This window comes from Paenibacillus hubeiensis (assembly GCF_032334105.1).
Lineage (GTDB): Bacteria > Bacillota > Bacilli > Paenibacillales > Paenibacillaceae > Paenibacillus > Paenibacillus hubeiensis.
Window position 1 is genome coordinate 501260 of the sequence record NZ_JAVYAE020000001.1, and the last position, 26820, is coordinate 528079.

The window sequence follows — 26820 nt, forward strand, 5'->3', positions numbered from 1 at the left end:
CTCCCCTTTGCTTATTTTACAACAAGTTGTCCCAAAAAAAGAAGCCATGTTCCGCCCGGAACATCAGGCGTTTCATGACTTCTTCCAACCTTCTCCTACGGATGACGGTTAGGGCTCAATCCCCCACTGCAGCGTGCCGGACACATATCCCGTTACTTTGGACCAGTTTTCATAGGCGGTCCTCCCTGCGGCAAACGAATAATCGTCCGTCTGCGTAAAGTTCGTCCAATCGGTTTTGGAGAACCGGACCTGAATTTCGGTGCTTTGCCCTGCGGCCAATGTGCCTGCCGAAGGGGCGAAGCCGATTTCCAGGACATGATCCGCACCGTTCACAGCCGCAGGCAGTGCACTGAACGTGCCCGTCACATTTGCGCTTCCCGCCGTGGCCCAATCACAGAAGAAATTCAGCGGCTTTTCGCCATCGATGGTGTAATAATAACGGATGTTTACGTCCGCCAGCTGGAGCGGGCCCGTTCCGGTGTTGGTCAGTTTAAACTTCGGGTTGACCGAATTGGCGGTGGCGGCCGTTGTTCCATTGTACATTTCGATTCGAATGCTTCCTTCAGGCAGAGGAACCTGGGTAGTATCCTTGACGGTTACACTCAGCGTGGCGTCGTTGCCTGCGCTAAACTGGAAAACGAGCGATTGCACGCCTTTAGGCAGCGTCGCAAGATACGTTTTGCTCAACACCACCTGGTTTCCGGACAACGTATAATCCGATCCTTGCACTAACACATGATTGCCGTTTCGGATCGAAGCCAGCGTATTCCCGTTCAAGGTAAGCGCTACGGGAATGTCGGCCTGCTTGTCTGCGTTAAGGTCAAATTCGGCGGTTTGGGGCGATATGCCGGAATGGGACACCGGCGGCGTTCCTCCGCCGTTGTTTCCGCCTACAGGATCGGCATACAAAATGCCCCGGCCGTTGGTGCCCAGATACACTCTGCCATAAATGCGCGGATCACCCGTAATCGTGGTTACCCGGGCGTACTGATGCGCGTCGTCATTGATGCGCACCCAGCTTGCTCCGCCGTCGTCCGACCTGAAAAACCCGCGCGTTCCGTCAATCTGGGCAACGGCATACAGCGCAACGGAATTCCGGCCAGGCGCGGCTTTGCCGAACCCGATGCTGTCGGCTTCCTCAACGTTGGATAGCTTCACGAAGCTCGCTCCCGAGTCGGTCGAATGCCATAGCCCATACGGACCACCGTCTTCGTTACCTCCGGCAAACCAGAGCTCGCCTTCCACCCCGGGAACGGCATCCAGATCGGCATTGCCATCCACCGGCAAGCCCGCTGCCGCCGTTTGGCTGAACGCGGCTCCACCGTTTACGCTGACATAGATTTTTCCGGCAGCGAAGCCGTAAAACTTGTTGGGGTTCACCCGATCGGAAATCACTTTGGCCTGTGCGGGAATACCTGTGCTCGCCGTCCATGAATTCCCGCCCGTTGACGAATAATGGACTCCCTTGTCGGACGTGCTCCATACCAGCTTGCTGCCGTCGGCCGAAATGGCCACGGTGCCGCCGCCTGCCGTGCCGGCCGGTTCGGCGTTCGCTTTGTACCAATTCGTTCCTCCGTCGGAGGACAAGCCGATGGATTTGGCATTCGGGTCTGCCGCATAATCCGCTTTCCCTACCCGAACCATGGTGCTTGGATTCAGCTCGGCAAAATCCAGGCTTTCGGTCGAAGCATAGTTGGGGCTGGAGAACATCTTCGCCGGCGGCTGGTCCAGATCATCGTGACGGAAGCCGTTAACGTCGCCTAAGCCGCTCACGAGATGGGCTCCGCTCGGCGGGCTGACCAGGTCAAGGACGGCCATTTCTTCTACTCCCTTGGCCATGACCGAAATGTCGATCTTTTCATTATTGTCCCAGTTCGTCAAATTGTTCGTACCGTAGATCGTGGCTCCCGTGCCGTACATCATGCGGTCAGAATCAAAGGGGTCAATCTCCAGATCGCCGATCATCCATCCCAGCTTCGGCGATACTTCCGGCGGTGCCGGAGTCGTGCCGAACGTCAGCCAAGGTGCTGCAGATATATTCTGGGCATAACGGAACTTGCGGTTCGGATAACCGTCGAATTCCCAGATGCGGGTCCATGTCGTTCCGCCGTCCGTGCTGCGGAACAAAATGGCGTCCGGCCACCATGAATTCAGCGTCGCAACCATCAGCGTGCCCGGCTCTTGGGCATCCACGGCCAGCCCGCCGTATCCGAAATAATTGTCCGCGCTGCTGCTTGGTATGGGACTGATGTTGGTCCAGGCTCCCGTGGATGTGTTCAGTTTCCATACATCTCCCTTGGTTCCGTCATACGGGCCAACGCCGTTGCTGTAGGTGATATACAGGCTTCCATCCGCATCAAGCACGCCATGATGCGGCAAGTACCCCGTCGGCTGTCCTGGCACCGCCGTCCAAGTCGCCCCGCCGTCCGTGCTGCGATAGATGCTCTGTGCCGTATCTGCAACACCGACATAGATCGTTTGGGTTGCTTGACCGGCATGGCCGGATGACTTGTCGAACGTAATCCACGCGAGGCCGACGATGTCGCTTTGATATTCGTTCGCAGGATCCTGAACATAAGTACCCGGATTGGGAAAGCTCGTTACTTTGCTCCAGGTTGCCCCATAATCCGAGCTTTTCCATAACCCGTTGCCGCTGCGAGCGCCGAAATAAAGGATGCGATTGTCGTTCGGATCAACGACCAAACGTTCTCCCATGGATCGGCCCGGCATGTTGCCGCCCACCTTAAACGGCAAGGTTGTCGTCTGCCACGTATTGCCCCGATCCGTCGAGCGTAAAATCGACCCGTTGTTTTTGTCCCAGGAGTTCGTGTACGTACCCACTGCCAAATACACGCGATCCGGATCGACGGGATCGGTAGCCAGCGCATCCACACCGTTTTTGTTCCAGTCGTCCCAACCAACGAAATCGGTTAGGGGAATCCAGCTCTCATTTTCGGGATTCCAACGGTAAGCGCCCCCGATATCCGTCCGTGCATAGATGAGGTCCTTCTTGGATTCATTGAAAATGATGCCAGGCACAAATCCGCCGCCCGCACCGGTCACTACGCTTTTCCACGTATACGGTTCACTCGGGGCAGCAGATGTCATTTCAGGCAATGCAGCAAAGGAGCCGGCAGCCAAGGCTACCGCCAAACCTGCCATCCGCAGTTTTTTTCCTAAAAACGTTTTCATTACATTCAGCCTCCTCTACGTTATATTCCAAGCCGATCGTTCATTGGCAATCCAATCTCTCCCAACCTACCGAACCAGGAAGATTCATGCACGTTCTGAAACGGATATGGCAATGTTCCGTAACTGTCAGTCCTCACCTCCATTCCAATGGATTCTCGATCATTAAGCGCTTTCATAACCTTGTGTTCGATGACTGAATATGGATATTTTTCTCAATAAATAACATTCGATGGAAATCTCCTTTTACCTTCTGCCTCATTGCCGTAATTCAACATTTTTTTGGCCACCCGCCATTGACTGATGGTCCGCGCAGCTTTTTCCGTCGATTGGCAATCGCACAACTCATACGCATGGAACTAAAGGCGATGCTCTTCTCAGGCCAAACCAAAAAAATAGACTGAACAGCAAATGCTGGTCAGCCTATTCAGATCCAGGACATCATGGTTGTCGCCATGCTAAATCCGGTCTGCTTCCATCCCGCGTTACGCGGTGATCATTCTGTGTTCCGCGGTATCGGTACAAGCCATTCCATCAGGGGCAACTCCATCTTACGCTCCATTCCGTTTACCGTATGCATGTGTTTCCTGCCCCTTAACGCCTGGCCGAACAACAAAGACGGAGCCTGCATCCGGCGTTTCTTGCAGCCGTTCCTCACGAATTCCGGTTCGGGCAGTCGTTATGTACAGGTCTTCGAGGTTTTCTCCGCCGAAACAGCAGGAGGTCACTTGGTCCGCTGGCACATCGATTCGCTGCAAAAGTTCTCCCGTGTCCGGATTCCAGCGGGTCACGCAGCCTCCGCCCCAATGGGCTACCCATAACATGCCTTCGGCGTCCACGGTCATGCCATCCGGGAACCCCAACGCTTCCGGCACCTCGATGAGGGTTGTCCGGTTGCTTAACGTCCCGCTCGTCAGGTCGAAATCAAAACGATCGATGCAACGCGTCGGCGTATCGATATAATACATCGCCGTCCGATCCGGGCTCCAACCGAGCCCATTGGAAGTCGAGACTCCCTTCACCCATGTGCGTACAGGCTGGCCTTCTTCCAGACAATACAATGCACCTGTTCCGCTTTCGTTTCGCATGCTCATCGTACCTGCCCAGAAGCGGCCGTGAGCATCGCATTTGCCATCATTGAAGCGGTTTCCATCCAATCCCTGCTCGGGATCTTCAATGAGCTGCAATCGGCCTGTGCGCAAATGAAACGCATGGAACCCGCTGCGCAGCGCCACCATAACCTCGTCGCCTTGATAAGGAACCACCGCGCCAACATGCTGTCCTACGTCGAATGCCTCGTCCAGTCCTGTAGCCGGGTCATACGCATGCACCTTGAAGCCTTCGATATCCACCCATAACAAACGGCCGTTCTCCGCGTCCCAGCTCGGACCTTCGCCCAACAAGGCCGGTACTCGTATTGCAACGTTCACGTTACTCATGCAATCACGTCCTTTTGGATATTGTTGAATTTGCCAGATATGCTTGGGGATGAAACCAGCGCAGCATGGCGAGCAAACATTGCCGCGGCAAATCGCCGGCTGCCCGACAACGCCTCGCTTCGTTCATTGTTGTTACGCTTTCGGCGCGCCCGACCATTCGAAACCGATCCCATCCAAAAATGCCTTGGACAAAATCATGTGTCCCGTCGCATCCGGATGAACCCGGTCATGCGTGAGCACCGACGTGTAGAAATGGTCCCAGAACGGCGCAAACGCAGCCTGCGTGTCCACGAATACGGCGTCGTATTCGCTCGCGATCCGGCGAACGGCCTCTCCGTAAAGATCCATCGTTGCCCGCATCGGATCTTCCGGATTGGCTTCCAGGTAATACGGTGTCATGAGTACAAGCCCTTTCAAAGACGGACGTACGGATGCAACAAGCTCGCGCAGCGTGTTTTCGTACTCCTCCAGGAAGACATGTGGTTCATCGGATATCGGATGGTCGAACTGGCGCCAAACGTCGTTGATGCCGATCATGATGGACAACCAATCCGGCTTCAGGTCCAGGACGTCGCGATCCCAACGGTGCTTCAAGTCGCGAACCGTATTTCCGCTCGTTCCCACGTTCCGAACACGCAGCATCAGTTCCGGATAGATGGAGCGCAGCAGTGCGTAAACCTGGGCCACATAACCGTGACCAAGTCCATGGCTGCCCTCTCCTACCGGATGCTGGCGGCCGCAATCCGTGATGGAATCGCCGATAAAAAGCAATGTATCGTTTTTTTGCAGTTTCATTTTCGATATCTCCTTCGCGCCCATTGGCATTATAAAGGTGCAAGCCTGTCCGGCAGCATTACCAGCCTTGGTTTTTAAGCCAAGTCAGGCACAGGTCTGACCATACGCGGACAGCAGGCATGTCATCGGCAAGCCCCAGGCCGTGAGAGCCTTTTTCAAAGACATGCAGTTCATACGGAATCCCGTGCTCCGCAAGAGCCAGTGCGAAACGCAAACTGTTCTCTGCCGGAACAAGCCCATCTTCGCTGGTATGCCACAGGAAAGCTGGCGGAGCATCGGCCTTAACCTGTTTTTCCGCGCTGTACGCCGTAATCAATGCTTCGGATGCATCCGCTCCAAGAAGGTTTTCCCGCGATCCGGCGTGGCCGTAATGGCCCATGGTGATGACCGGATAGCAAAGAATGATGCGGTCCGGACGGGAGCTCACACGCTCCACCGGATCTTCATGGTCCGGTTGCCCCGGATCGTAAGCCGTTCCAAGCATGGCCGTCAAATGTCCTCCGGCCGAGAAGCCGAGTACGGCAATTTTGGAAGGATCGATGCCGTACTGATCCGCATGTGCGCGGACGTGGCGAATCGCGCGTTGTCCATCGCTCAGCGGTGCCGGCTGCTGATGCGGAGCAACGCGGTATTTCAGTACAAATGCGCTGATTCCTGCACGATTCAGAAGTTCGGCGATCGGTGCGCCTTCATGGTCGGCCAGAAAGCCGTAACCTCCTCCGGGGCACACGATGACAGCGCTATCGGACCCAGGCTGGATAAACGGAATCAGATGCGGCATTTCCTCTTCGCGACCCTGGGCCGCATGCGGCGCAGCGCCATCCCACAATGGTATCGTTTGTGTCAAATCAATCATCCTCTCTTCTGCTAACGGACGCTAAGCGTCCGCCTGCGCTTCTCCCATTTCCAAAGAATCGATATCATCATAACGGCAATGACAGCCGTGTAGCAATATCAGACTGGCATGAGTGTTGTTCACTTTGTAACAGCTTACAGGAAAATCGGCCCTCTCGACAATCCCCCTTCTCACACCCATACCCGTAGCATATTAGTACAACGTTCGAAACTGCTCCGGGGTTACTCCTTCGATGCGCCGGAACGTTGCCACGAAATGGCTGACATCCCGAAACCCCACTTTCGCCGCCGTTTCCTTGATGGTCAGCTTGGTATCACCCGTCAACCATTCTTTCGATTTGCGGATGCGGAGCAGGATGAAATAGCTGTACGCGGTCATGCCGAAGGATTGTTTGAACAGCGTATTCAGATGCCTTGGCGAAATGCCCGGAATCGCCGCCATCTGTTCCAGCCCGATGTCGGGATCGGCATAGTGCTGCTCCATGAATGCGATCAGCGGGGCCAGCCGTTCCACCGCATGCGAGATCGATGAGCGGCTGCCGGTCATGCCGTGTTTTTTGAGCAAAATCAAAAATCGGTACATGTCCGCCGACGCCTCCAGCCCGGACAAATCCTGGTCGCTGCCGATGGACGCCAGCACCTCCCGTCCGTAGTGCTCCAGCGGGCTGTTCAGCTCCCACTGATGCAGCGCCGGTTCGCCCAGGCCCAGCGCCTCCGTGATCGCTGGGCACTGGGAGCCGCTGAACGTGATGTACAGCGTCTCCCATCGTCCCTGAGACCGCACGTATTCATGAGGAACGTTGGGCGGGAGAAGAATGCCCGAACCTTCCGCCAGAACGACCGTAGAACCCGCAAACTTGAATTTGCCTGCCCCTTTCACCGTCTGAAGCCAATGGTAGCAAGGATATCCGGCAGGCCTTGTCACATTTTCCTGGTTGCCATTGTAACCGATGCTCTCAATGTATAAGGGCAAGGGCTGGTCCCTTGACGTCATGAAATACCGCTGATGCTGCGGTGAAATCAACATATGGTGCCTCCTCTCGGTTCGCCCTCGGAATTGTATTTCCATATTCTTATATCCTTCAATACTTTTCTTATATTTTAATAGTTTTAGGATTCAAATAATATAGAATTATTCTTATACAAGAGGTGGGCATCATGATCAGCGGCAAACTGCCTAAAATTTTCTATGGCGGTGACTACAATCCCGAACAGTGGGACCACGAGACACATTTGGAAGACCTGCGCATGTTCAATCTGGCCGGCATCGACATCGCCACGGTCAACGTATTTTCCTGGGCATTGATTCAGCCTGACGAGGTGACCTACGATTTCGAGGGCCTTGACCGGATCATTAACAGCCTGTATGAAAAAGGCATATATACTTGCCTGGCTACAAGCACTGCGGCACACCCAGCATGGATGGCCAAACGTTACCCCGACGTGCTGCGCGTGGATGCGGATGGACGCAAGCGCAAATTCGGCGGACGACACAACTCCTGCCCGAACAGCCCCACGTACCGCAAATATTCCGAGAAAATCGCGGACAAACTGGCCGAGCGTTACAAGGATCATCCCGCCGTGCTCGTATGGCATGTCTCCAACGAATACGGCGGCGACTGCTACTGCGACAACTGCGAGAAGGCGTTCCGCGTATGGCTGAAGCAGCGTTATTCCACCCTGGATCATTTGAACAAAGCCTGGAACACCAACTTCTGGGGCCATACGTTCTATGATTGGGACGAAATCGTGCTGCCAAGCAATCTGAGCGAGCATTGGGGCGAGAATAACTCCACGTTCCAGGGCATCTCGCTGGATTATTCGCGTTTTAACTCCGACAGCATGCTTGACTGTTATCGCCTGGAATACGACGCCATCAAGAAACATGTACCGGATTCCGTCGTTACGACCAATCTGATGGGCTTTTTCAAACAGCTCGATTATTTCAAGTGGGCAAAATACATGGATATCGTATCCTGGGACAGCTATCCCGGCCTGGCCACGCCGGTCAGCTTCACGGCCATGGCCCATGACCTGATGCGCGGCCTGAAGGACGGCCAGCCGTTCATGCTGATGGAGCAGACGCCAAGCCAGCAGAACTGGCAGCCGTACAACTCCCTGAAACGCCCCGGCGTCATGCGCCTGTGGAGTTATCAGACGGTAGCCCACGGCGCGGATACGATCATGTTCTTCCAGCTTCGCCGTTCGATTGGAGCCTGCGAGAAATATCACGGCGCAGTCATTGAACACGTCGGTCACGAGAACACGCGCGTATTCCGCGAGGTTTCACAGCTGGGGCAGGAACTGCAGATGCTGGGCGACACCACTTTGGATGCCACCGTCGAGTCCAAAGTGGCCATCGTATTCGACTGGGACAACTGGTGGGCTATCGAAAAATCAAGCGGACCTACCGTTGCGCTAAAATACGTCGACCAGATCCACAAATACTATGCGGCCTTCTTCCGCCGCAACATCCAGGTGGACATCGTCAGCGTCGACGCTGACCTCGGCAAATACAACATCGTGCTTGCCCCGGTGCTCTATATGGTCAAGCCAGGTTTTGCCGAAAAGCTGGAACGGTTCGTGGCTGCCGGTGGCACATTCCTGACCACGTTCTTCAGCGGCATCGTGAACGAGCACGATCTCGTAACCACCGGAGGTTACCCGGGCGAGCTGCGCAAGCTGCTTGGCATCTGGGTCGAAGAAATCGACGCACTGCTGCCTGAGCAGAAAAACCGCATTGTCGTCGAGGCCGCTTCCGGCCTGCTGCAAGAGGAATATGAATGCGGCATGCTGTGCGATTTGCTGCACAGCGAAGGTGCCGACATCATCGCCAGGTACGGCGACGATTTCTATGCAGGCATGCCTGCCGTTACCCGCAACACCTTTGGCAAAGGAGAGGCATGGTACGTAGCTACGGATCCGGAGGAACGTTTCCTGGATGCATTGCTGGGCAAAATAGCCGCGGACAACAACGTCGAATCCTTGTTGGAGACACCGGACGGCGTTGAGGTTAGTGCCCGTACTAAAGACGGCAAATCGTTCTTGTTTGTCATGAATCATAATGCTTCCCTGCAGACATACGATCTCGGCGAAGAAACGGCTTATGAGCTGCTGACGAAACGCAAGCTTTCCGGCAAGGTCGAAATTGCCGGTCGTGACGTACATTTGCTGCAAAGGGGATAGACCCGGTGGATAAGATACAAACTGTTACAATCCGGCCCTTTGGATCCGAGTAATCCTGCCAACTAATCTGGTTTTCGCTCCTCCTGTTTCATAAGAAAGGGGATTTATATCTGCAATCCGCTACTTTCCGTATCCGTTTAGACGGATACGGTTTTTTTTACCAGCAAAGCCGACCGGCAAGTCAGAAGGAAAAAAGTTCTCCCGAAGCGAATTGGACGAGACAACACTTATCGCCACCTGCCGGAAAGCGTTTAAATACCTGACGATTCCAAGAATCATTGCATTTTTAAACAAAAGCCTTGTCCCATTAGTGACATGCAAGCTGTCACTGATCTGCTGTTACAATGGCTTTGCACCATCATCCTTTCCGGCGGCGGCGCAACCCTCGAAACGGAGTGGCTGACATGAACAAGATAAACCGGCTGGCTGCCATTGTGATGGCATTGCAGCAAGGTCATGAAACGGCGCATTCATTGGCAGAAAAATTTGAAGTGTCCCGCCGTACCATTTTGCGTGATATTCAGTCCCTGTCAGAAATGAATGTGCCCATTATCGCCATTTCCGGCCCGGGGGGCGGCTTCAGGCTCATGGACGGTTATGTGCTTCCCCCATTGCAATTGGACCCGGACGAAGCCGCTACGCTCCTATTTGCGCTTGAAGGACTAAGTCATTATGCGGACACTCCTTTTCAGGAGAAACGCTGGACGCTGATTGATAAAATCAAGAGCATTATCCCGGACGAGGTCATGAATCGGATCCATCCGATGCTCAAACAACTGCAGCATCATGTACCGCAACGCCAGTACAGCCTTCAGCATCTGGAGCCCCTTCTTGCCTGCATCCCCGAGCAAGGCTGGCTATCCATTCTTTATCGCTCTGCCTCACGCCAGCGCTGGCTGCAGATCCATCCGAAACGTTTATATGCTTCTGCCGGCTTTTGGTACTGCGATGCCTATTCCGAGGAACATGGAGAAGTGCGTCTGTTCCGGGTCGACCGCATCATGGAAGCCCGCAGCATCGAAAAGAGCAAATGGCCGCAATTGAACGAATCGGTTCGCGAACACCTGGCCCTGGCGCGTCCGCCAGAAGGACTGGACATTCCCATTCGGGCCCACTTGAGCTATAGAGCCATGATTGAAGCCGAGCAGGACGAACATATCGGCGAACGCATGACGGAAATCGCTCCGGATCTATGGGAACTTGCGTTTCACTGCCCTCCCTCGGAATGGGACTGGGCCGTTCGTTTCTTTTACCGCCTGGGCAGGGAAGCCGAAGTGCTGGAGCCGGAAAAACTTCGGGAGGAGATCAAGCGTCAGGCCGAGGAGGTTTGCTGCATGTACCAATCTTCCAGCCGGAGTGGATGTACATCCCCTTAATGAGGAGAATGACGAAATCATGATCAATGAACCATTGGTAACGTTTGAGGAAGCTGTTTTACGAATCGCACAGGCCGGCATATTGCCGCTGGCTCCGCTTTTTCCCGATTACCCGTCCCTATCCTCGTTGACGCCCAAGGAACACTGGCACCGGGACACAGAGCTCGACCCCTGGTTATGGCGCTCCAGACTGGCGGAGGAAGGCATTGCGGCTTACGGAAAATTCGTGAAAAAGAAAGCCGTACTGGTCTCCCGTGAATGTTTTCCCTGGTTTCATCGCATACTGGCCGGCACCGATTCCGTCACAGAGCAGTATGATGCCGGTAAGTTATCCCGCGAAGCGCTGAGGCTCTACGAATTGATCGAAAACAAAGAGGGGATCGATGGCAGGACATTGAGGTCGCAAGCAAACTTGCGGGCCAAAGAAGACAAAAAAGCGTTCGATCAAGGGCTGCTTGACCTTCAAAGCAAAACAGCCATCGTCATCAGCGGCACCAAGGAAAAGGAAGGGCTTGCCGAAGGCAAAGCTGCCTGGAACAGCTCGGCTTACGAAACAACCCGGCACTGGATGGAGCGTCAGGGGATCAAGCCTTTCGAAGGCAGTATAGATGAAGCACGTTCCCTGCTGCTCTGCAAGCTTGAAGCCCATACTTCACCGGCGGCCCTCTCGAAAATGAAAAAAGCCTTGATCGACGTCGTTTAATGCAGACGAAATCCCGGGAGCAGCCTCAGCCTGCCCCGGGATTTTTTTGATTTAGAGTATGACGCCGTCCTTAAAGATGGCAATTTCGCGAAATCCATGCTGCTCGCTCAGCGTTTGCCTTCTGCCTGAGGCGATGTCGATCAGTTGGCTGAACAGCTGCACTTTTACGTCCTCCATCGTTCCTCCTTCCAGCAGTTGGCCTGCATTGAAGTCGATCCAATGCTTTTTGCGGTTCGCCAGGTCGGACTGGGTCGCGATTTTGACGGTCGGCACCGGTCCTCCGAACGGCGTTCCGCGTCCTGTCGTAAACAGCACGATATGGGCGCCGGCAGCGGATAATGCGGTAACCGACACCAGATCGTTTCCTGGAGCCTCCACGATGTTGAGGCCGGGGCGGGTCACACGTTTGCCGTATCGCAGCACATCCACGACGGAGGAAAGTCCTCCCTTTTGGGTACAGCCGAGCGATTTCTCTTCAAGGGTCGTAATGCCTCCGGCTTTGTTTCCCGGTGAAGGATTTTCGTAAATGTTCTGGCCGTGATTGACGAAATACTGCTTGAAGCCGTTGACCAGGTCCACCAGATCATGAAAGACCCCTTCATTCGAAGCCCGGTTCATGAGGATCGTCTCGGCCCCGAACATTTCCGGCACCTCTGTCAAAATCGCGGTTCCGCCGGCAGCGACGAGCAGATCGGACACCGCCCCGACGAGCGGATTCGCCGTAATGCCCGACAAGCCATCAGACCCGCCGCATTTGAGCCCGATCTTGAGCTTGCTCAGCGGCAAGGGCTGACGCTTGGCCTGCTCGGCCATTTCAACCAGTTCCTCCATTAAACGCAAACCTTCATCCAGTTCGTCATCGGCTTCCTGCGCCTTCAGGAAACGAACCTTTTCCCGATATTCGGGGGCGATGCATTCGCGAAATTCATCAACCTGGTTGTTCTCGCAGCCCAGCCCGATCACGAGCACGCCTCCTGCATTGGGATGCTCCACCAGGGAGGCGAGCAACTGCTGCGTGTATTTCAGGTCATCGCCCAGCTGCGAGCAGCCGAAAGGATGCGGAAAATGATAGACTCCGTCCACGCGGCTCCCGAACTGCGCCTGGCCCATGCGAGATAATGCTTCGCACACTTTGTTGATGCAGCCCACCGTATTGATGATCCAAATTTCGTTCCGTATGCCCGCTTCCCCGTTGGGGCGCAAATATCCGTCAAAGGTAAGCAAGCGTTCGGGAGGCATTTCCAGTTGGGCAGCCTGTCCGGGCCGGTATTCGTATTCCAGCAAACCGTGCAGCCCTGTCTTCAGATTATGGGTATGAATCCAGCTTCCCGGCTCGATGCGCTCTTTGGCTACCCCGATGGAAAAACCGTACTTGAATACGTCCTCCCCCGGAGAAATTTCGCGAACGGCAATTTTATGCCCCTTGGGCACCTCGTCAAGCAGTTCCAGCGAAACGCCTTCAGCGAGTTCAACCTTTTCTCCTTTGGCAAAATCGCGCAGCGCGATAATGACGTCATCCTGCGGCTGAATGGCAATCCATTCCTTGGTCGTGCTCGTCGTATTCATGCCTTAACCCCTTCCAACAGTAACATTTCTTCAACGATCGCCTCGCGCAAGCCATCGCGTTCATCCAAATTCTCGCCCCATAGTTCCGGGTCGGACAGGAGGGCTCCTACCCGCAAGTTCAACTGCTGCTTTCGATCACTCCCCAAAGCATCGTACCCTTCCCAATGTGACGCGAACGAGGCCAATGCACCTGGATCATCCCTCAATGCGACAGGTTCGCCGTTCAGACGCTGTCCTTGATATCCATCCGGTGTAGGCACCGCCCGATATAAAAGCAGCATCGCCGCAAACCCGCGGATCAACCGGGTGGGCCAGACTCCCTGATTCTTTTCGTAAGACAACAAGGTAGGCAAAACGCGCACCTTGAACTTGCCCACCATATTTAACGCAATATCCTGCAGTTTATGATGGATATATGGATTGAGAAACCGTTCGAACACCTCTTCGGCATATTCGTCCAGATTCTGCTCCGGCATGTTCAATGCCGGCACGATGTCCTGATGCACCGTTTCCTTGATCCACGGTCCGATCCGCGGGTCCTCCATCGCTTCCCTGACGTGCTCTACGCCATGCAGGATGCCAAGGGACGACATCAACGTGTGCGCACCGTTCAGAATGCGAACTTTGCGCAGCTGGAACGGTTTCAGGTCCTTGACCCAATGAACGTTCAGCCCCGCCTGTTTTAATGGAAGCCGTTTGTCCAAGGCTTCTTCCCCTTGAATGGCCCATAAATGATACGGTTCGGCCGTGTTGATCAACTGATCCTCGTAACCCCAGCGATCCGTTAACAAGTCCGCCTCTTCCCTGGAGGGAGCCCCGGTCACGATCCGGTCCACAAGATTGTTCAAAAACCGGTTGCACTCCTTGACCCATGTACGGAAATCCTCGGAAAATCCGAAATCCTCGCTGTGCCGGAGCACGCAATCCCGCAGCACGTCCCCGTTGCCTTCGAGCAGTTCGCACGGCAGATGAAGCAGCCCCCGGGAAGCGTCGCCCGCGAATCGTTCATAGCGGCGATGGAGAAAGACCGTCAGTTTGCCCGGATAAGAAAGCACGGGTTCCCCGGGCGTGTACTCGGATGGCACGTATTTCAATCCCGATTCGGTTGTGTTCGAAATGACGAACTCCAGAGACGGCAGTTCCGCAAGCTCCAGAAACTCCTGCCATTCTTCATAAGGGTTCAGGCAGCGGGCAAAGATTGAAATCATCTCCGCGCGCTCCACGGGTTCGCCCTGGGATAACCCCCGTGTGATCATCGTGTACAACCCATCCTGTTCACGGATTTGCTCCAGCTTGGCTTTGCCGCCCGGACGCGGCTGGGTAACGACCACGCTTCCGTGGAATTTCCCCTGCCTTGCGCTCTCGTGCAGCATCCAATCCGCGAATCCGCGCAAAAAATTGCCCTCCCCGATTTGCAATACCTTAACGGGACGCTCCATCATTTCCTTACACTTGCGTTGTCCATCATTGCCCAACAGATTCAGCTTCAGCTTGGGTCGTTTGGTGCTCGCCGACATGAACACTCACCTCATTGATTAATGGTCTTACAACAACGCGTTGTAAACGCTTTAAATTCATTGTATCATCATTAAAAGGAATTTAAATTGCTTATATTGCGATAAATATACTCTTTCATGATCTATTGTGCGTTTTCGAATCCATTCATTTGCAACCAAGCAAGCAGAAAGGAGCTTTCATGGAACGTTCGCCCGTTCGCACAACCATTCTCGCCGATTCAGGCATCCCTTTCCGTCTGGTCTATGCCGATACCAAGGCCCCTCAGAATGAATTGCCTGATCATTTGCATGATTGGCACGAGATGATCTACGTGTATAGAGGACAGGGGAGCATTTTCATCGATACCGGACTGGAGGACATGGAAGAGGGGGATCTGTTTATTATCCCGGGCAGCACCGTGCACCGGGCGCTGCCGGATGAACGCAACCCGGTTACGTCATCCGCGCTCTTCTTCAGTCCGGGATTGTTGGCGTCGGCAGCGGGAGGCAGCGCGACTGCCTTGTTATCCGTGTTCGAGCATTGCCGGAGAACCAGAACCTACAAGCGCCATCTGGCCCTGCACGAACGAACCAAAGTAATCGCACTCATCGACGCCATCCGGGACGAATTCAGGTTGAACCATTCCCTGAGTGCGCATGCCGCCCTGCTCCAGCTTCAGCTGCTGCTGATCCATTTGGAACGCCTGCAGCCGTCGGACGCTTCGCCTCCCGTCCGGTCCATTTCAGGACCGGGATGGCTGTCCGGCATTCTGGAAAATATCGACGACAAGCTGCGAAAAGGGATGTCCCTGCATGAACTGGCTAAGCGAGCTGCCGTTTCCCCCGCCCACTTCAGCCGTGCCTTCAAGAAACATACGGGCATGACGCTGACGGATTATGCGCTGGCCCGGAAGGTCATCATGGCCAAAGAATGCCTGCTGCAAACGGACGACACGATGGCGGCCATTGCCGAAGCCTGCGGCTTCGAGAGCTTGCCCCATTTTTATCGCCAATTCAAAAAAATGACTGGCTCCACGCCTGCGGCTTATCGCAAAATGGCGAGAGCGCGACCAACTCTTCCATAATCCTCCTGATATGTGATAAAATATAGGTCTGCATTGCCCGTGGCAATACTTATTTCATCATAATGGAGTTGACCCGAACGTGTTGACCAAGTTTCTCATCTTTGGCTTGCTGTGGCAGATTGTTGGCAATCCGCTCGTAGCCGTCCTTATTTTGCTGGTCATCCTGTATGTGGCTGATCGACGTTACGTCGGGTTGTTTCCCAGCTTCCTGAAGCCGCTTGGGCGCATGCGCAGCATCTCCAGGCTCAGGCAGCAAATCGCCCTGAATCCCAACGAGGTATCCGCCAAACTTGACCTGGCGCGTTTGCTGAACGAGCGAAAAAAATACAGTGAGGCCTACGCGTTGCTGTTGGAGCTTGAGCGGCCCTATGAGCTATCCGCCGAGTATTGGGAAGAGCTTGGCACATCCGAGCTGCATCTTGGCAAAGTGCAGCAGGGAGAGCGCCATATCCTGCATGCGCTGGAGCTTAATCCGCGAGTGAAATACGGCCGACCTTTGCTTAAGCTTGCCAATGTTTTCAAGGACATCGACCAAGACAAAGCGCTGAACTATGTAAACCGTTTCCAGAATGTGCATTCATCCTCAAGCGAAGCATATTACCTGCTCGGTTCGGTTTATCGCTCGCTCGGCCGCACGGCTGAAGCCAAACAGGCTTACGAGCAGTCGCTGAACGTGTATCGTTCCCTGCCCAAATACAAGAAACGCCAGGAACGCGGCTGGGCGGTTCGCAGTTGGTTCCGCAAAAACGGATCGTAATGTTAGCCTGCGTTGGCCTGGCATCATTCCGAAATAATCAAAGGAGTGCCGAGCTCGCCATCTGGCTGAATTCGGCACTCCTTTTCATTTCAGGACAGCAACGTCCGCAGCCGCGCTTCATTGTTCTTCATCCAGTCCATGCGTTCCCTCAGCTTTCGAATCTGATCGGCCGCTACCTCTGGCGGATCCGTCTCCTCGAACATCCGGCTGATAAAATGCATGACCACGTCCAGGCTTCGCAGCAGCACAAGCTGAGGAAGAGCCGCCAGTTCCGCGGGCTCCAGGACGGCATGTGCACGAAATCCACGGATCAGGCTCTCCAGTGCTCCCCATAACCAAACCTCGCCGCGATCTATGGTAAGCAAATCCGACAGCGGAACGGCCAGCTCCATGACGCGCAAGTCCCACGTTGCGAATTCAAAATCCAACACGGCGCACACGCGCCCCTCTTCATCTGCGAGCACATTGGACGCATTCACATCCCCATGCACCAGTTGATGCGGTAAATGCTCCATGCCTGCCAACGCGTCAAAAAGCGCAGGCAGCGTATGCGCCAGCTCGTTCATATCGTTCCGTACGGCGTGCAGCTGGACCGGCGGGGAAATGCACATCCGCAGCAGCTTGTCTGGCGTACAGAGCGGATAAGCGTCTTGAATTTGATAATACGGCGGATAAACCGGATCAAGCGACACCTTCAAGCCCGCTAATGCCTGCGACAGCTTTCCTGCAGCCATCCCCAATTCGCGGAGCTGCTCCGGGTCGCTCCAGACCGGGTTGCGGCCTTCAAGATAACGAAACAAGGCGACGACTTTCTTCTGCCCGGTGGCTTCGTTAACGAGGGTATAAAAGGTTTGCCCGTTCCCCGGCGCCTTCACAGGCGAAGGCAGGCGAAGCGAAAAACCGGAACGGGCCAACGCATCAAGGATTTCATGCTCAAAAGCAATTTTGGCGACGTCGTTATGGGTTTCGTACTGCCGCAACACAAAGCGTTTACCGTCAATCCGCAGCAAATACGTCGAGTTGTTCATGCCTCCGCTTCCCCGAATCGCCTCCCACTCGGAGCCGGGAGCGTATACCGACAGCACTTGCCGTACGCGTTGGTATTCCAAATCCTTCTCGGATCGCAAATGAATGTGCTGCATTAAATCGATCTCCTTTATTGATGTATCTTCTGCTGCATTATCCTGGATGTCTTTACGAATGATTCATAGATTCGAAACGCGTTCGCTATTCGTTTATCTTAACGGAAGCGTATCCAGTGGTCCAGTCCGCTCCTCCTATTCAGCATTTCGCGCTCCGTTCATCGCTTTCAGGCAAAAGGTCTGTATCCCATTCGGCCCAGTTGGTCGGCGATCACACGGTACCCTCTCGAATTGGGATGCATCCTGTCCCAAAATAGCAGGTCGCGCTCACGCCCTTCGAATTGGTCATACACCTGCGCACAGCCGTAATACCCCGAGCCGGCGCCATTCAGGAAAGAATTGTACTGCTTGACCCAATAAGCAGCCTCCGCCGAACGGGGATACGGATTATACAATCCGACCGTTCGTATCATATATCTATGGCCTCGTTTCAGTTGGCGAATATGCTTCATGATCTGGGTGACATTGTTTCGCGTTTCCCCAAGCACTTGCGTCATACGCTCGGCTCCGGGCATTCCTCCGCTCGCTTTGAACGTGCGAATCAAGTCGTTCCCCCCGATGGTCATGGTGATGACGTCCGCCTCTCGCACGGCTTGCCTTACCCTTGCATAGTTGGATACCATATGCAGCAATTCTTCGGAAGTCAAGCCGTTTACCCCCATATTGTCAACCGAAACAAAGGTGCGCACGTTCATTTCGATCATTCGCCGATACAGTAGAACAAAGCCGGTACCCAGCAGCGCTCCCGTTCCTACCGTAAGCGAGTCCCCAATAGCTGCATATCGATAAACCATCGCTGTAGCCCCCTTCCGCCCATCTCTGACTGATTATGTTCCATGATATGTACAATGGGAAATCAAAGCGCGGGACGTTGTCCCTAGGCAGCCACCTTAATTTTGCAGGTGATGTCACATGCCCTGCAACGGGCACCATAGTCCGGGAACTCACGAAAAACGAGACAAAACCCTGTCGGCAAGCCGACAGGGCCTCATAAAAGCGATTGGATGGTTACAAGTCCTTATTGGTGCAGCATGCTACATGCCAATCGATCGATCGGAAGAAGCAGCGTCCTGCTGTTCTTTGCTCGGGAATGGCCACCAGTTGGCGCGCCCGAACATCTTCACCATCACAGGCACGAACAATGGCAGGAACAACAAGGAATACAGAATCAATCCGCTGAGCACGACCGTGGCAATCTGCATCATGGACAGAACGCCAGACGGGTACATTGCAGCAAACGTCCCGCTCAAGATCACGGCAGCGGACAGAATGACCGTGCCCATGTTTTTCATTGCGTAAAGCATCGCTTCTTGTACTCGCATACCTTTGTTTTCATTGAAACGGTCCATCAGGAAGATGCTGTAATCGACGCCCAAAGCGATCAGCATGACGAATCCAAAGAACGGCGTTACCCAGCTGATTCCCGAAAACCCGAGCATGTTGACGAAAATGACTTCCGTGATAGCCATGGAAGAGAAATAGGCCAGCAGCAAAGAGAGAATCAGGTAGATCGGCATGATGACCGAGCGTAACAGAATGATCAAAATGATCAGCGTGCCTGCCAGCATCAACATGACGGTACGCGTGTAGTCATTGTTGGAAATCTCCTGCAAATCCGCGAATGTGCTGGTTACTCCGCCAATGGCTATATCGGCTTTTTCGAGCGCGCTTCCCTGAACGGCGCGCTGCACGGCAGCCTCGATATCGGGTACGCGATCAATAGCCTCGGTCCCATACGGATTTTCGGCAAAAATGACATCAATGGTCATCGTTTTGCGATCTTTGGACAGATACGTATCGAATACCTGTTCAAAATCTTTGCTGTTCAGAGCTTCCTCAGGCACATGCCATCCGGCCAAATCGGAATCCGGAGACTGCTGAAGCTGGGTCAGATAGTCTTGGGCGGATTCAAGTCCGCCGGACACTTGGCTGATCCCGTCCACGCTCTGGTTCAAACCGTCGGTCAATTGAGTCAATTGCCCACTCAGATCGGTGAAGCCTTGTTTTATTTTTTCCTGGCCTCCCTGAAGCTGGCCAAGTCCGTCCTGAATGGAAGGAATTTCGCGAATCACTTGCCCTTGGCCATCAGCCGCCTGCTTCAAGCCTGTTTCAAGCTGGTCGATGCCTGCGACGATTTGGTCCAAACCGTCCGCGAGAGCTTTCTGGCCTGCAGTCGCGGAAGCGAAACCTTCGTTGGCCTGGCTGATTCCTGCAGCCGCTTCGCCCAAGCTGGATTGGATTTGTCCCAGTCCTTGCGACAGCTGCGCTGTTCCCGTGCCGGTTTCCCCGATCGTTCCCTTGATGCGCTGATAATCCGCATCCTGCGCCAATTCCGGATAACGCGCCTCAAGCGCCGTAAAGGATTCGCTCAAGCTTGTAAGGGCCGCAGACACTCCGGCGAGCTGCTTTTGCAAGCTGCCAACCCCGTCTCCGATTGCCGCAACACCTTTGCCTGCCTGGCGATAGGCCTGAAGAAGCTGATTGCTGGCTTTCGCTAGTTGGTCGGCGCTCGTTTTGGCCTGTTGAAGCCCGGCCTTCAGCTCGCCTGCGCCGGAAGAGCCATCACGGATGCCTTTTTCGATTCGTGCAAGCCCATCGGACAGCTGAGTGATCCCGGATTGCAGCTGTGCCGTTCCTTTGGTCAGCTCCCCTGCTCCATCCGCAGCTTCTTTGAGCTGTGGTTGGTTTTTGCTCAACTGGGTGCTGGCCTCGCTCAGACCGTCGCGAATTTTATCCAGACCCGTTTTACCTTCGCCCAAACCATCAGACAGCGTTCCGACTTGCTGGGTCACTTCAAAATCCTTAATCTCGTCGCCGGTGGGCCGGGTCATGCTCCGAACACCGGATACGCCAGCCACCTTTTCCACTTCGCGGCTGATTTTTTCGGCGATCGCCATCGTTTTTGCGTTATCCATCGGTTCGTCATTTTGAATGACGATTTGCCCCGGCAATGATTCACCTGGACCGAAACTGTCCGAAATGATGTTAAACGCTTTGACGGAGTCGTATTTGTCGCCGATCTCATCCAGACTGTTAAACGACAGCTTGCCGTCATACGTGGAAAGAAGCGGCACACAAATCGCAGCGATAATCAGCAGCGCCGCCCATGGGCGTTTGAGAGAGAAGCGGCCGGCAGCACCGTAAATGCGGCTCTCTGCATGCTCCAGCGAACCCTTCGAAGGCCAAAACAGTTTTTTGCCCAATACCGCCATAAAGAAAGGCACGATCGTGACGAGCGCAACCATCATAACGGCAATGCCGACGGCAACCGCAACGGCGGACCGGTACAACATAAACTGCGCAAAACCGATCGCTATGAAACCGACGAGTACCGCGAGTGCGGAGAAAAACACCGTTTTTCCGGCGGTGCGGTAGGTCGCAATGATCGCTTCCCACGTGTTTTCATGATGGGCCAGTTCTTCTTTAAAACGGCTGATCAGCAGGATGCAATAATCCGTTCCGATCCCGAACATGACCGCAACCATGAAAATTTGCGTAAACGTCGATATCGGGAAATCGACCCCATCGACCAGAAAGGCTACGATCTGCTGTGCCACCAGGTAACTGATGCCCACCGTAAGCAATGGAACGAATGGGGCTACGAACGAACGGAAGACAAGGAACAAAATGATCAAAATAAAGGCGACCGTGATGTATTCCGACTTTTTGAGCCCCTCCTGGGAGCTCTCGATCGTATCTTCATCGATCAGTCCTTTGCCTGTAATGTAATGCTCGACGGAAACGGATTGGAGCGCCCCGTTCAGGTCGGATCTCATCTCTTTGACGGTACGTTTGCCCTGATCCACGGAAAGGGACGTCAGGATCGTCTTCCCGTCGGCCGAAATCATTTTCTCGGCGAGCTCGGGCTGGGAAAACGGATCGAGTATGGACAAGATGCCCAGCTTATCCTTGTTGGATTCCAACTGTTTGATCGCATTTTCTGCTTCTTGCTTTCCTGCGGTGCCCAGTCCGTCAGGGTTATGGAATACAAGCGCCAGCTGTGTCCCCGGCTGTTCCCCCTTCTGTGCGGCGGCTTCGTCCAGAATAGCCGCAGCCTGGGTCGAAGAATACCCGTCAGGCACGGAAAATTGGCCTTTTTCCCGGATCAGGTCGCTCATGCCTGGAGCCGTGAACATCAGTACGGCAGCTACGGCAATCCATAGCCCCATCAGCCACCATCTTGCTTTCAAAATCGTTCTCATGCTTCGTCCTGTCCTCCTTCATCGGATAGCAGCAGCGCCAATTTTTCGAAAGATTCAATGAAATTTCGTATCTCTTCCGGCTTGAAATGCACCAGGTAAGGCTCAAGCAGCTTGTGAATCTCCTGCTCCGTTTCCTGATAAATTTTGCGCCCCGTGTCTGTCAAAGACAAATACACCACTCTGCGGTCACGTTCATCCCCCGAGCGATGAACCAGATTTCGGCTCACCAGCTTGTTGACCAATGCCGTAATGCTGCTCTTGCCGACGCAGAGAAGATCCGCCAAATCCGAGGGCGTGCAATCCGGTTTTTCATCAATCAGGCGCAGGGCGCAAAATTGATCTGTCGACATCGTCTGCCCGACCTGTTCCCGAATACGAATTTCAAACTGCTTGGTGACTAAAAACGAGGCATCCAAATATCGATTGACCAAGTGCTTGGCATCCGGTTTCTGCATGGTTCAATTCTCCTTTCTCATAAAGTTCACTAAACGAACTATTTCATAACGAAACTATTCTATAATGAAACTTTATTCCAAAGCAATACTTTTTTCCTGCATCTTCCGTCCCTAAAAAGCAAAAAAACAGGACGCCTTACTCGGGTCATTCACCCGATCCCACGTCCTGCCCTAGTCCATCTTCATTTCATTGCAACCGATATCGCAATTACGCCTCTTCTTCCTCATCCTTTTCCAGCACACAGCGGAATCGTTCCACGCCAGGATAAGGCTCCCCTAAACTATAAACGACGAATCCGGAATTCCGGTAAAAGTCGACCGCTTCCTGATCCGTTTCCGCAACCAGCAAGTCCGGATTGTGCTTCTCAAGCACCTGGGCAATCATGCCCCGGCCATAATTTTTGAACCGATTTTCCGGCAGCACCGCGATATGCCGAATAGTGATCTCGCTGTCTCCCGTTTTTTCATAACCGATCAGACCTACCAATTGCTGCTCGTCTTCATACCCTTCCAGATGCAAATCATCACTCAGAATATATTGTTGCAGCGCGTGGTCCAACCGGTCCGGATCCGGAAATACCGAATAGGATAACAGTTCCTGCACAACCGGCTCCTGTATGCGCGTTTTCAAATCAATCAACATTTTGTCATTCCTCCTACTGCTTGCTATCTTCCGCCATCGTATTGTAGTCGTTCGTACGCCAAAGTTCAAGCTGCATTCCTTATGGTCGGATTGTGGCAAGTTCTGATCGAAGCGTGGCGAGCATGTTTTCACTCACCGGAATGCCTGCCGTATCCCATGCCTCGAGCAAAGCGCCGCCGACTGCAGTCAGATCGCCAGCTGCAAGCCGGAAGCTCCTGCCTCCTGCCTCGCCTGCGGAAGCAAGCCCATTGCGGATCGCTTCGCGCATATACGGCGTTTCCAGGCAGCTGCCCGTCAGACTGACGGCAACCGAATCGGATTGAAAGCAGGCTGCAAGCATCGCGATCCCTACCACTGCCGTATCGGCCGCTCGATCACATATATCTACAGCAAGCGGTACTCCTTTGCCTGCAGCTTCGGTAACCAATGGAGCCATCTGCCCAAACCGCCGATTGGTTTCCTGCTTGTTTCCTCCGAATCCCGTTGAGCCGAGTCGTGCCAGTTCCTGTATCGTGTTTACGTTCCAATAATTCAAAACGAGTTCAATCCATGCCATGTCCGCCTGACCATAACGACCTGCCAAAATGGAGTGCACGGTGTCGTAAGACAGGAAACGCGCCGCCACCGGAGCATAATGTCCGAACTGGTCATTGCGAATCCACTGCCCTTTCTCGGTCTTGGCAAGGATTAAGGAACCCGTACCTCCGATGGCAACAATTCCAGGATCGCCATGGAAAGCCGCCGTGTGGGCGATGCGCGTATCGTTTACAGCATGGATGCTGCCTTGGATCCCCGTTCTGCGCAATAATTGTTCTGCCCATGCATAGTGTTCGTCCTGATCCAGTCCGGCCATCCCCGCCGTCAAGGAGGCAATCTGCTGTACCTGCAACCCTGCCTTCTGAATGGCTTCGGCGATCCCTTCGAGCACATTCTGTTCGGCACGGTCATCGTGATAACGATTGCAGCCTCCTTTTTGCACGTAAGAGTGGACATGCCCTTGATGATCTGCGATCGCTACCCGTGTATGACTTCCTCCACCATCGATCCCGATGACATATGTATCCATTGCTCATTTCCTCCTCCAACATTGTCTATATGAACCGCACTAATCAATCACACTAGGTCACTGCGAGTGCAGTACCATCTTCCCATCGCCTGTTATCTAGCTCTCCCTCTTTCCGTCGGGTCATTCCCCGGGAAAATGGGTCGGTCTGCTTAGGCATTCGTTTATTTCTTCTGCACCGCAAAACGGAGAAAAACAGAACTAAACTGCGATTCTTCATCATACTTCATCTCTGTTATTTTGTGTTCGGTCGTCTTCTGGTGGAGAATCTCCCATCCGGCATAGCTCTTCCATAACAGATCCATGGCTTCCTCGGTGGACAGGTTCAATTCAATCAGAGGCAAAAGCGGCCGTCCGGTGCGTATCTCTTGTTCCTTCACGTTTGTGCTCATGGCAATGCAATGAATTCCGCCTGTCCGCGTGCCCTGCTGCATCCGTTCAATGGTTCCAAGGAACGCTTCCTTACTTGACATGTGCTCCAGGCAAGAACAGGCAACGATATAATCAAAATGCGCTTTTGGTATCGGATAATGCTCTGCGTCTGCCTTTTCGACCTTAATCAAGTGATCAACCCCGTATTGCTGCGCATAGGTGCACAGACCATCTACGGCCGCATCAATCAGGTCAACACCGATGATCCTGCTTTCCGTCTGTTTCAGACGCTGCGCAATCGCAATGGCATGACGTCCGACGCCGCATCCGAGATCAAGCACATTCAACCTGGAATGACGGGTCAATAGTCGTTCCAGCATTTCCATCACGACGGGCATCGGTTTCGCCATCCAGGTACCTTCCGCGAACAGTTCATGATTACGATAGAACCTGTCATGATAATCGGCCTCCGCCCTGCGTGCAGCATTAAAGCGCTCCCGATTCATTAGACACTCCCCTTTCAGAAGCGGACCGTTAGCGTTCCTGATCCGGCAACAAAAACCAAACATAGGATCGCCATGACCACCATCGAACCGGTCACGATCAATTTGCCCGTATCCCTCCGATAGGGATCATCGTGAAACAGCAGCACTCCCCCGATCGTCATCGCGATTGGCGCGAATAACAGCGTCATGATGACCAGCAGCACAATGGAATAGCGATCCAGTGGCTTTCCCTCTTCCTGCATGTACACACGTTCAGGCGGCGCCGTCTTTGTTTCTACGAGATTGCCGCATGCTTTGCATTTGAATTCGTCCTCTGCCATTTCTTGCTGACAATACGAACACACCCTTGCTGGTCGAGGCATAAAATCCCTCCTTTTCATAAGCCTTACTCATGTATTGCACTCTGCAGCCAGCCTGCTTCCGATCCCAATGAATCCCTAATGGGCAGAATGGTTCGTTCAGGCATTTCATTTCAATGAACCCATATATACCCATTCTCTGATTTCAGGGATTGGATGTCAATCTGCTTTGACCGAGCTTAGCCGGCTCGAAAGCCGTCCTCCCAATCCGAGCAAAAACAAAAAAACCGACGCGTTACGAACGCACGTCGGTTTTTCCTGCAGCAGCCAGGCCAAGTTTTTTCAACAACCGGATCGCCTCTGTCTTCTCGGACGGCGAAAGCCCCTCCAGGGCATCGATGATGACTTGATGATGCTGCGGGAAAACCTCTTCAAAGAAGGCCTTCCCCGTCTCAGTCAATTCGGCAAAAATAACGCGCCGATCCTCCTTGGAGGCACGTCTTGTAATCAGCTTTTTATTTTGCAGCTTGTCCACGACATACGTAATGTTGCCGCTCGACATCAACACCTTTTCGCCGATTTTCTGGAGGGCCTGCGGCCCCCTGTGATACAACAAGTCAAGCACCCCGAATTCCGTTGAATTCAGTCCATGGCTTTGAATGTCCCGGTTGGACCTTGAAGTCACTGAATTATATGCTCGGACAAGAACCACAAATAATTGCAAAGACAGTTCCCGATTGTCCTCCGTATTCGGCATTTCCCTAATCCTCCATCACTGATTTACATTGTAATGCTATCTTTTGCGGTCTGCCACTCTGCCCGCAGCATGCCTCATGATTCACAAGAGGGATGTCAGTCATATCTCGAATCACGCCTCGCTTTTCAGGCTAGGGACGGTGCAGTTCATCGATGCTTCCGTCTTCCTTTGCCAAAATGACGGTATCTGCCATATCCACGAACAATCCATTATCCACGACGCCAGGCAGCATGTTCAAGCGAACGTTCAGTTCAGCCGCATGTTCAATGGCCTCCATATGGCAGTCAGCGATCAAGTTTCCGTTATCCGTCAGATAACGTTCCTCTCCATTCATTCTCCAGGCCGGACGGCAACCCAGCTTCTCCAGCGCGCTGAACGTCCACTCGGAGGCAAAAGGCACCACTTCCACCGGAAGCGGGAACCGGCCGAGCCGTTTAACCGCCTTGCTTCCATCTGCTACAATGATGAGTTTGTCGCTGTTGGCAGCTACGATCTTTTCACGCAATAATGCGCCGCCGCCGCCTTTGATCAGATTAAAATCCGGGTCCACTTCATCCGCGCCATCAATCGTAATATCAAGCCGGCCGATCTGGTCAAACGGGACGATGGGGATTCCCCACTCCCGTGCCAGCTTGTCCGAGGCTTCCGATGTGGCAACAGCCTGAATACGCAAACCGTCGCGCGCGCGCTCTCCAAGCCTGCAAATAGCGTAGTATGCCGTCGATCCGGTTCCAAGTCCCACCTTCATGCCATCCTGAATGTATTCAGCCGCCCGTTCTGCTGCAATCTGTTTCAGATTCATCTCCATAGACCCCCGCTGCTTATGAATTTAAAATACATACTGTATTTATTATAGATAAAACCGCTTCCGATGTATATCATGACAGCTCAATCTGTCTGCCCGCCGCCGTCATGCAGAACGGAATGCAGCTCG

At 53.7% G+C, this 26820-nt stretch carries 22 protein-coding genes; 5 read left to right on the forward strand and 17 right to left on the reverse strand.

The window, feature by feature from the left end; translation table 11 throughout:
• Nucleotides 1–108: 108 nt before the first annotated feature.
• From RSX24_RS02340 to RSX24_RS02360, 5 genes are all read right to left on the reverse strand, one after another.
• The gene (locus RSX24_RS02340; protein ID WP_343259552.1) at nt 109–3192 is read right to left on the reverse strand and encodes a cellulose binding domain-containing protein; all 3084 of its coding nucleotides are present in this window, start codon (nt 3190–3192) and stop codon (nt 109–111) included.
• A gap of 548 nt (nt 3193–3740) precedes the next feature.
• Nucleotides 3741–4628, reverse strand: a complete 888-nt coding sequence (locus tag RSX24_RS02345) for an SMP-30/gluconolactonase/LRE family protein (protein WP_343259553.1) — start codon at nt 4626–4628, stop codon at nt 3741–3743.
• 132 nt (nt 4629–4760) lie between these two features.
• Complete coding sequence (locus RSX24_RS02350) at nt 4761–5423, reverse strand: SGNH/GDSL hydrolase family protein (RefSeq protein ID WP_236417888.1); 663 nt, start codon at nt 5421–5423, stop codon at nt 4761–4763.
• Between the two features lie 58 nt (nt 5424–5481).
• Nucleotides 5482–6270: an alpha/beta hydrolase gene (locus RSX24_RS02355; protein WP_343259554.1), complete on the reverse strand. Its 789-nt coding sequence runs from the start codon at nt 6268–6270 to the stop codon at nt 5482–5484.
• Between the two features lie 201 nt (nt 6271–6471).
• Nucleotides 6472–7305 (reverse strand): AraC family transcriptional regulator, encoded by an 834-nt coding sequence (locus RSX24_RS02360; protein ID WP_236417891.1) that lies wholly within the window; start codon nt 7303–7305, stop codon nt 6472–6474.
• 131 nt (nt 7306–7436) lie between these two features.
• On the opposite strand from RSX24_RS02360, the gene RSX24_RS02365 reads away from it, so the two are divergent.
• From RSX24_RS02365 to RSX24_RS02375, 3 genes are all read left to right on the forward strand, one after another.
• Nucleotides 7437–9464: a beta-galactosidase gene (locus RSX24_RS02365; protein ID WP_343259555.1), complete on the forward strand. Its 2028-nt coding sequence runs from the start codon at nt 7437–7439 to the stop codon at nt 9462–9464.
• Nucleotides 9465–9868: 404 nt separating this feature from the next.
• Nucleotides 9869–10840, forward strand: a complete 972-nt coding sequence (locus RSX24_RS02370; RefSeq protein ID WP_343259556.1) for a helix-turn-helix transcriptional regulator — start codon at nt 9869–9871, stop codon at nt 10838–10840.
• Nucleotides 10841–10859: 19 nt separating this feature from the next.
• On the forward strand, nt 10860–11543 hold the full coding sequence (locus tag RSX24_RS02375) for an AlkZ-related protein (protein WP_343259557.1): 684 nt from the start codon (nt 10860–10862) through the stop codon (nt 11541–11543).
• 51 nt (nt 11544–11594) lie between these two features.
• Here RSX24_RS02375 and RSX24_RS02380 read toward each other — a convergent pair whose 3' ends face one another.
• On the reverse strand, nt 11595–13109 hold the full coding sequence (locus RSX24_RS02380) for a UxaA family hydrolase (RefSeq protein ID WP_236417896.1): 1515 nt from the start codon (nt 13107–13109) through the stop codon (nt 11595–11597).
• Complete coding sequence (locus tag RSX24_RS02385; protein ID WP_343259558.1) at nt 13106–14626, reverse strand: tagaturonate reductase; 1521 nt, start codon at nt 14624–14626, stop codon at nt 13106–13108. The genes RSX24_RS02380 and RSX24_RS02385 overlap by 4 nt, the downstream gene beginning before the upstream one ends.
• Before the next feature lie 179 nt (nt 14627–14805).
• Between RSX24_RS02385 and RSX24_RS02390 the strand changes: the two genes are divergently transcribed.
• Together RSX24_RS02390 and RSX24_RS02395 are read left to right on the forward strand one after the other, a co-directional pair.
• Nucleotides 14806–15690, forward strand: coding sequence for an AraC family transcriptional regulator (locus tag RSX24_RS02390; protein ID WP_343259559.1), 885 nt, complete (start codon nt 14806–14808; stop codon nt 15688–15690).
• Nucleotides 15691–15769: 79 nt separating this feature from the next.
• Nucleotides 15770–16447: a tetratricopeptide repeat protein gene (locus RSX24_RS02395; protein WP_343259560.1), complete on the forward strand. Its 678-nt coding sequence runs from the start codon at nt 15770–15772 to the stop codon at nt 16445–16447.
• Between the two features lie 89 nt (nt 16448–16536).
• Here RSX24_RS02395 and RSX24_RS02400 read toward each other — a convergent pair whose 3' ends face one another.
• The 10 genes from RSX24_RS02400 to rpiA form a co-directional block, all read right to left on the reverse strand.
• Nucleotides 16537–17589 (reverse strand): phosphotransferase, encoded by a 1053-nt coding sequence (locus RSX24_RS02400; protein ID WP_343259561.1) that lies wholly within the window; start codon nt 17587–17589, stop codon nt 16537–16539.
• 167 nt (nt 17590–17756) lie between these two features.
• Nucleotides 17757–18383 (reverse strand): SGNH/GDSL hydrolase family protein, encoded by a 627-nt coding sequence (locus RSX24_RS02405; RefSeq protein WP_236417904.1) that lies wholly within the window; start codon nt 18381–18383, stop codon nt 17757–17759.
• A gap of 240 nt (nt 18384–18623) precedes the next feature.
• Entirely contained in the window at nt 18624–21791 is a 3168-nt protein-coding gene (locus RSX24_RS02410; protein ID WP_343259562.1) for an MMPL family transporter, read from the reverse strand.
• Nucleotides 21788–22246: a MarR family winged helix-turn-helix transcriptional regulator gene (locus RSX24_RS02415; RefSeq protein ID WP_339277368.1), complete on the reverse strand. Its 459-nt coding sequence runs from the start codon at nt 22244–22246 to the stop codon at nt 21788–21790. Before RSX24_RS02415 ends, RSX24_RS02410 begins: the two co-directional genes overlap by 4 nt.
• Nucleotides 22247–22454: 208 nt before the next feature.
• Complete coding sequence (locus RSX24_RS02420; RefSeq protein ID WP_339277367.1) at nt 22455–22889, reverse strand: GNAT family N-acetyltransferase; 435 nt, start codon at nt 22887–22889, stop codon at nt 22455–22457.
• A gap of 79 nt (nt 22890–22968) precedes the next feature.
• Complete coding sequence (locus RSX24_RS02425; RefSeq protein ID WP_343259563.1) at nt 22969–23955, reverse strand: N-acetylglucosamine kinase; 987 nt, start codon at nt 23953–23955, stop codon at nt 22969–22971.
• 161 nt (nt 23956–24116) lie between these two features.
• A complete protein-coding gene (locus RSX24_RS02430; RefSeq protein WP_343259564.1) occupies nt 24117–24830 on the reverse strand; it encodes a class I SAM-dependent methyltransferase in 714 nt (237 codons plus the stop codon).
• A gap of 14 nt (nt 24831–24844) precedes the next feature.
• A complete protein-coding gene (locus tag RSX24_RS02435) occupies nt 24845–25192 on the reverse strand; it encodes a hypothetical protein (RefSeq protein ID WP_236417912.1) in 348 nt (115 codons plus the stop codon).
• A gap of 232 nt (nt 25193–25424) precedes the next feature.
• Entirely contained in the window at nt 25425–25886 is a 462-nt protein-coding gene (locus RSX24_RS02440) for a MarR family winged helix-turn-helix transcriptional regulator (protein WP_236417913.1), read from the reverse strand.
• Nucleotides 25887–26016: 130 nt separating this feature from the next.
• Nucleotides 26017–26688 (reverse strand): ribose-5-phosphate isomerase RpiA, encoded by a 672-nt coding sequence (rpiA, locus tag RSX24_RS02445; protein WP_343259565.1) that lies wholly within the window; start codon nt 26686–26688, stop codon nt 26017–26019.
• Between the last annotated feature and the right edge of the window lie 132 nt (nt 26689–26820).

Coding starts and splice junctions, on each gene's coding strand:
- RSX24_RS02435 (WP_236417912.1), bottom strand. CDS start 25,192: ATGCCTCGACCAGCAAGGGTGTGTTCGTATTGTCAGCAAGAAATGGCA.
- RSX24_RS02420 (WP_339277367.1), bottom strand. CDS start 22,889: ATGTTGATTGATTTGAAAACGCGCATACAGGAGCCGGTTGTGCAGGAA.
- RSX24_RS02430 (WP_343259564.1), bottom strand. CDS start 24,830: ATGAATCGGGAGCGCTTTAATGCTGCACGCAGGGCGGAGGCCGATTAT.
- RSX24_RS02340 (WP_343259552.1), bottom strand. CDS start 3,192: ATGAAAACGTTTTTAGGAAAAAAACTGCGGATGGCAGGTTTGGCGGTA.
- RSX24_RS02410 (WP_343259562.1), bottom strand. CDS start 21,791: ATGAGAACGATTTTGAAAGCAAGATGGTGGCTGATGGGGCTATGGATT.
- rpiA (WP_343259565.1), bottom strand. CDS start 26,688: ATGAATCTGAAACAGATTGCAGCAGAACGGGCGGCTGAATACATTCAG.
- RSX24_RS02425 (WP_343259563.1), bottom strand. CDS start 23,955: ATGGATACATATGTCATCGGGATCGATGGTGGAGGAAGTCATACACGG.
- RSX24_RS02370 (WP_343259556.1), top strand. CDS start 9,869: ATGAACAAGATAAACCGGCTGGCTGCCATTGTGATGGCATTGCAGCAA.
- RSX24_RS02440 (WP_236417913.1), bottom strand. CDS start 25,886: ATGCCGAATACGGAGGACAATCGGGAACTGTCTTTGCAATTATTTGTG.
- RSX24_RS02390 (WP_343259559.1), top strand. CDS start 14,806: ATGGAACGTTCGCCCGTTCGCACAACCATTCTCGCCGATTCAGGCATC.
- RSX24_RS02405 (WP_236417904.1), bottom strand. CDS start 18,383: ATGGTTTATCGATATGCAGCTATTGGGGACTCGCTTACGGTAGGAACG.
- RSX24_RS02345 (WP_343259553.1), bottom strand. CDS start 4,628: ATGAGTAACGTGAACGTTGCAATACGAGTACCGGCCTTGTTGGGCGAA.
- RSX24_RS02375 (WP_343259557.1), top strand. CDS start 10,860: ATGATCAATGAACCATTGGTAACGTTTGAGGAAGCTGTTTTACGAATC.
- RSX24_RS02360 (WP_236417891.1), bottom strand. CDS start 7,305: ATGTTGATTTCACCGCAGCATCAGCGGTATTTCATGACGTCAAGGGAC.
- RSX24_RS02400 (WP_343259561.1), bottom strand. CDS start 17,589: ATGCAGCACATTCATTTGCGATCCGAGAAGGATTTGGAATACCAACGC.
- RSX24_RS02365 (WP_343259555.1), top strand. CDS start 7,437: ATGATCAGCGGCAAACTGCCTAAAATTTTCTATGGCGGTGACTACAAT.
- RSX24_RS02380 (WP_236417896.1), bottom strand. CDS start 13,109: ATGAATACGACGAGCACGACCAAGGAATGGATTGCCATTCAGCCGCAG.
- RSX24_RS02385 (WP_343259558.1), bottom strand. CDS start 14,626: ATGTCGGCGAGCACCAAACGACCCAAGCTGAAGCTGAATCTGTTGGGC.
- RSX24_RS02415 (WP_339277368.1), bottom strand. CDS start 22,246: ATGCAGAAACCGGATGCCAAGCACTTGGTCAATCGATATTTGGATGCC.
- RSX24_RS02350 (WP_236417888.1), bottom strand. CDS start 5,423: ATGAAACTGCAAAAAAACGATACATTGCTTTTTATCGGCGATTCCATC.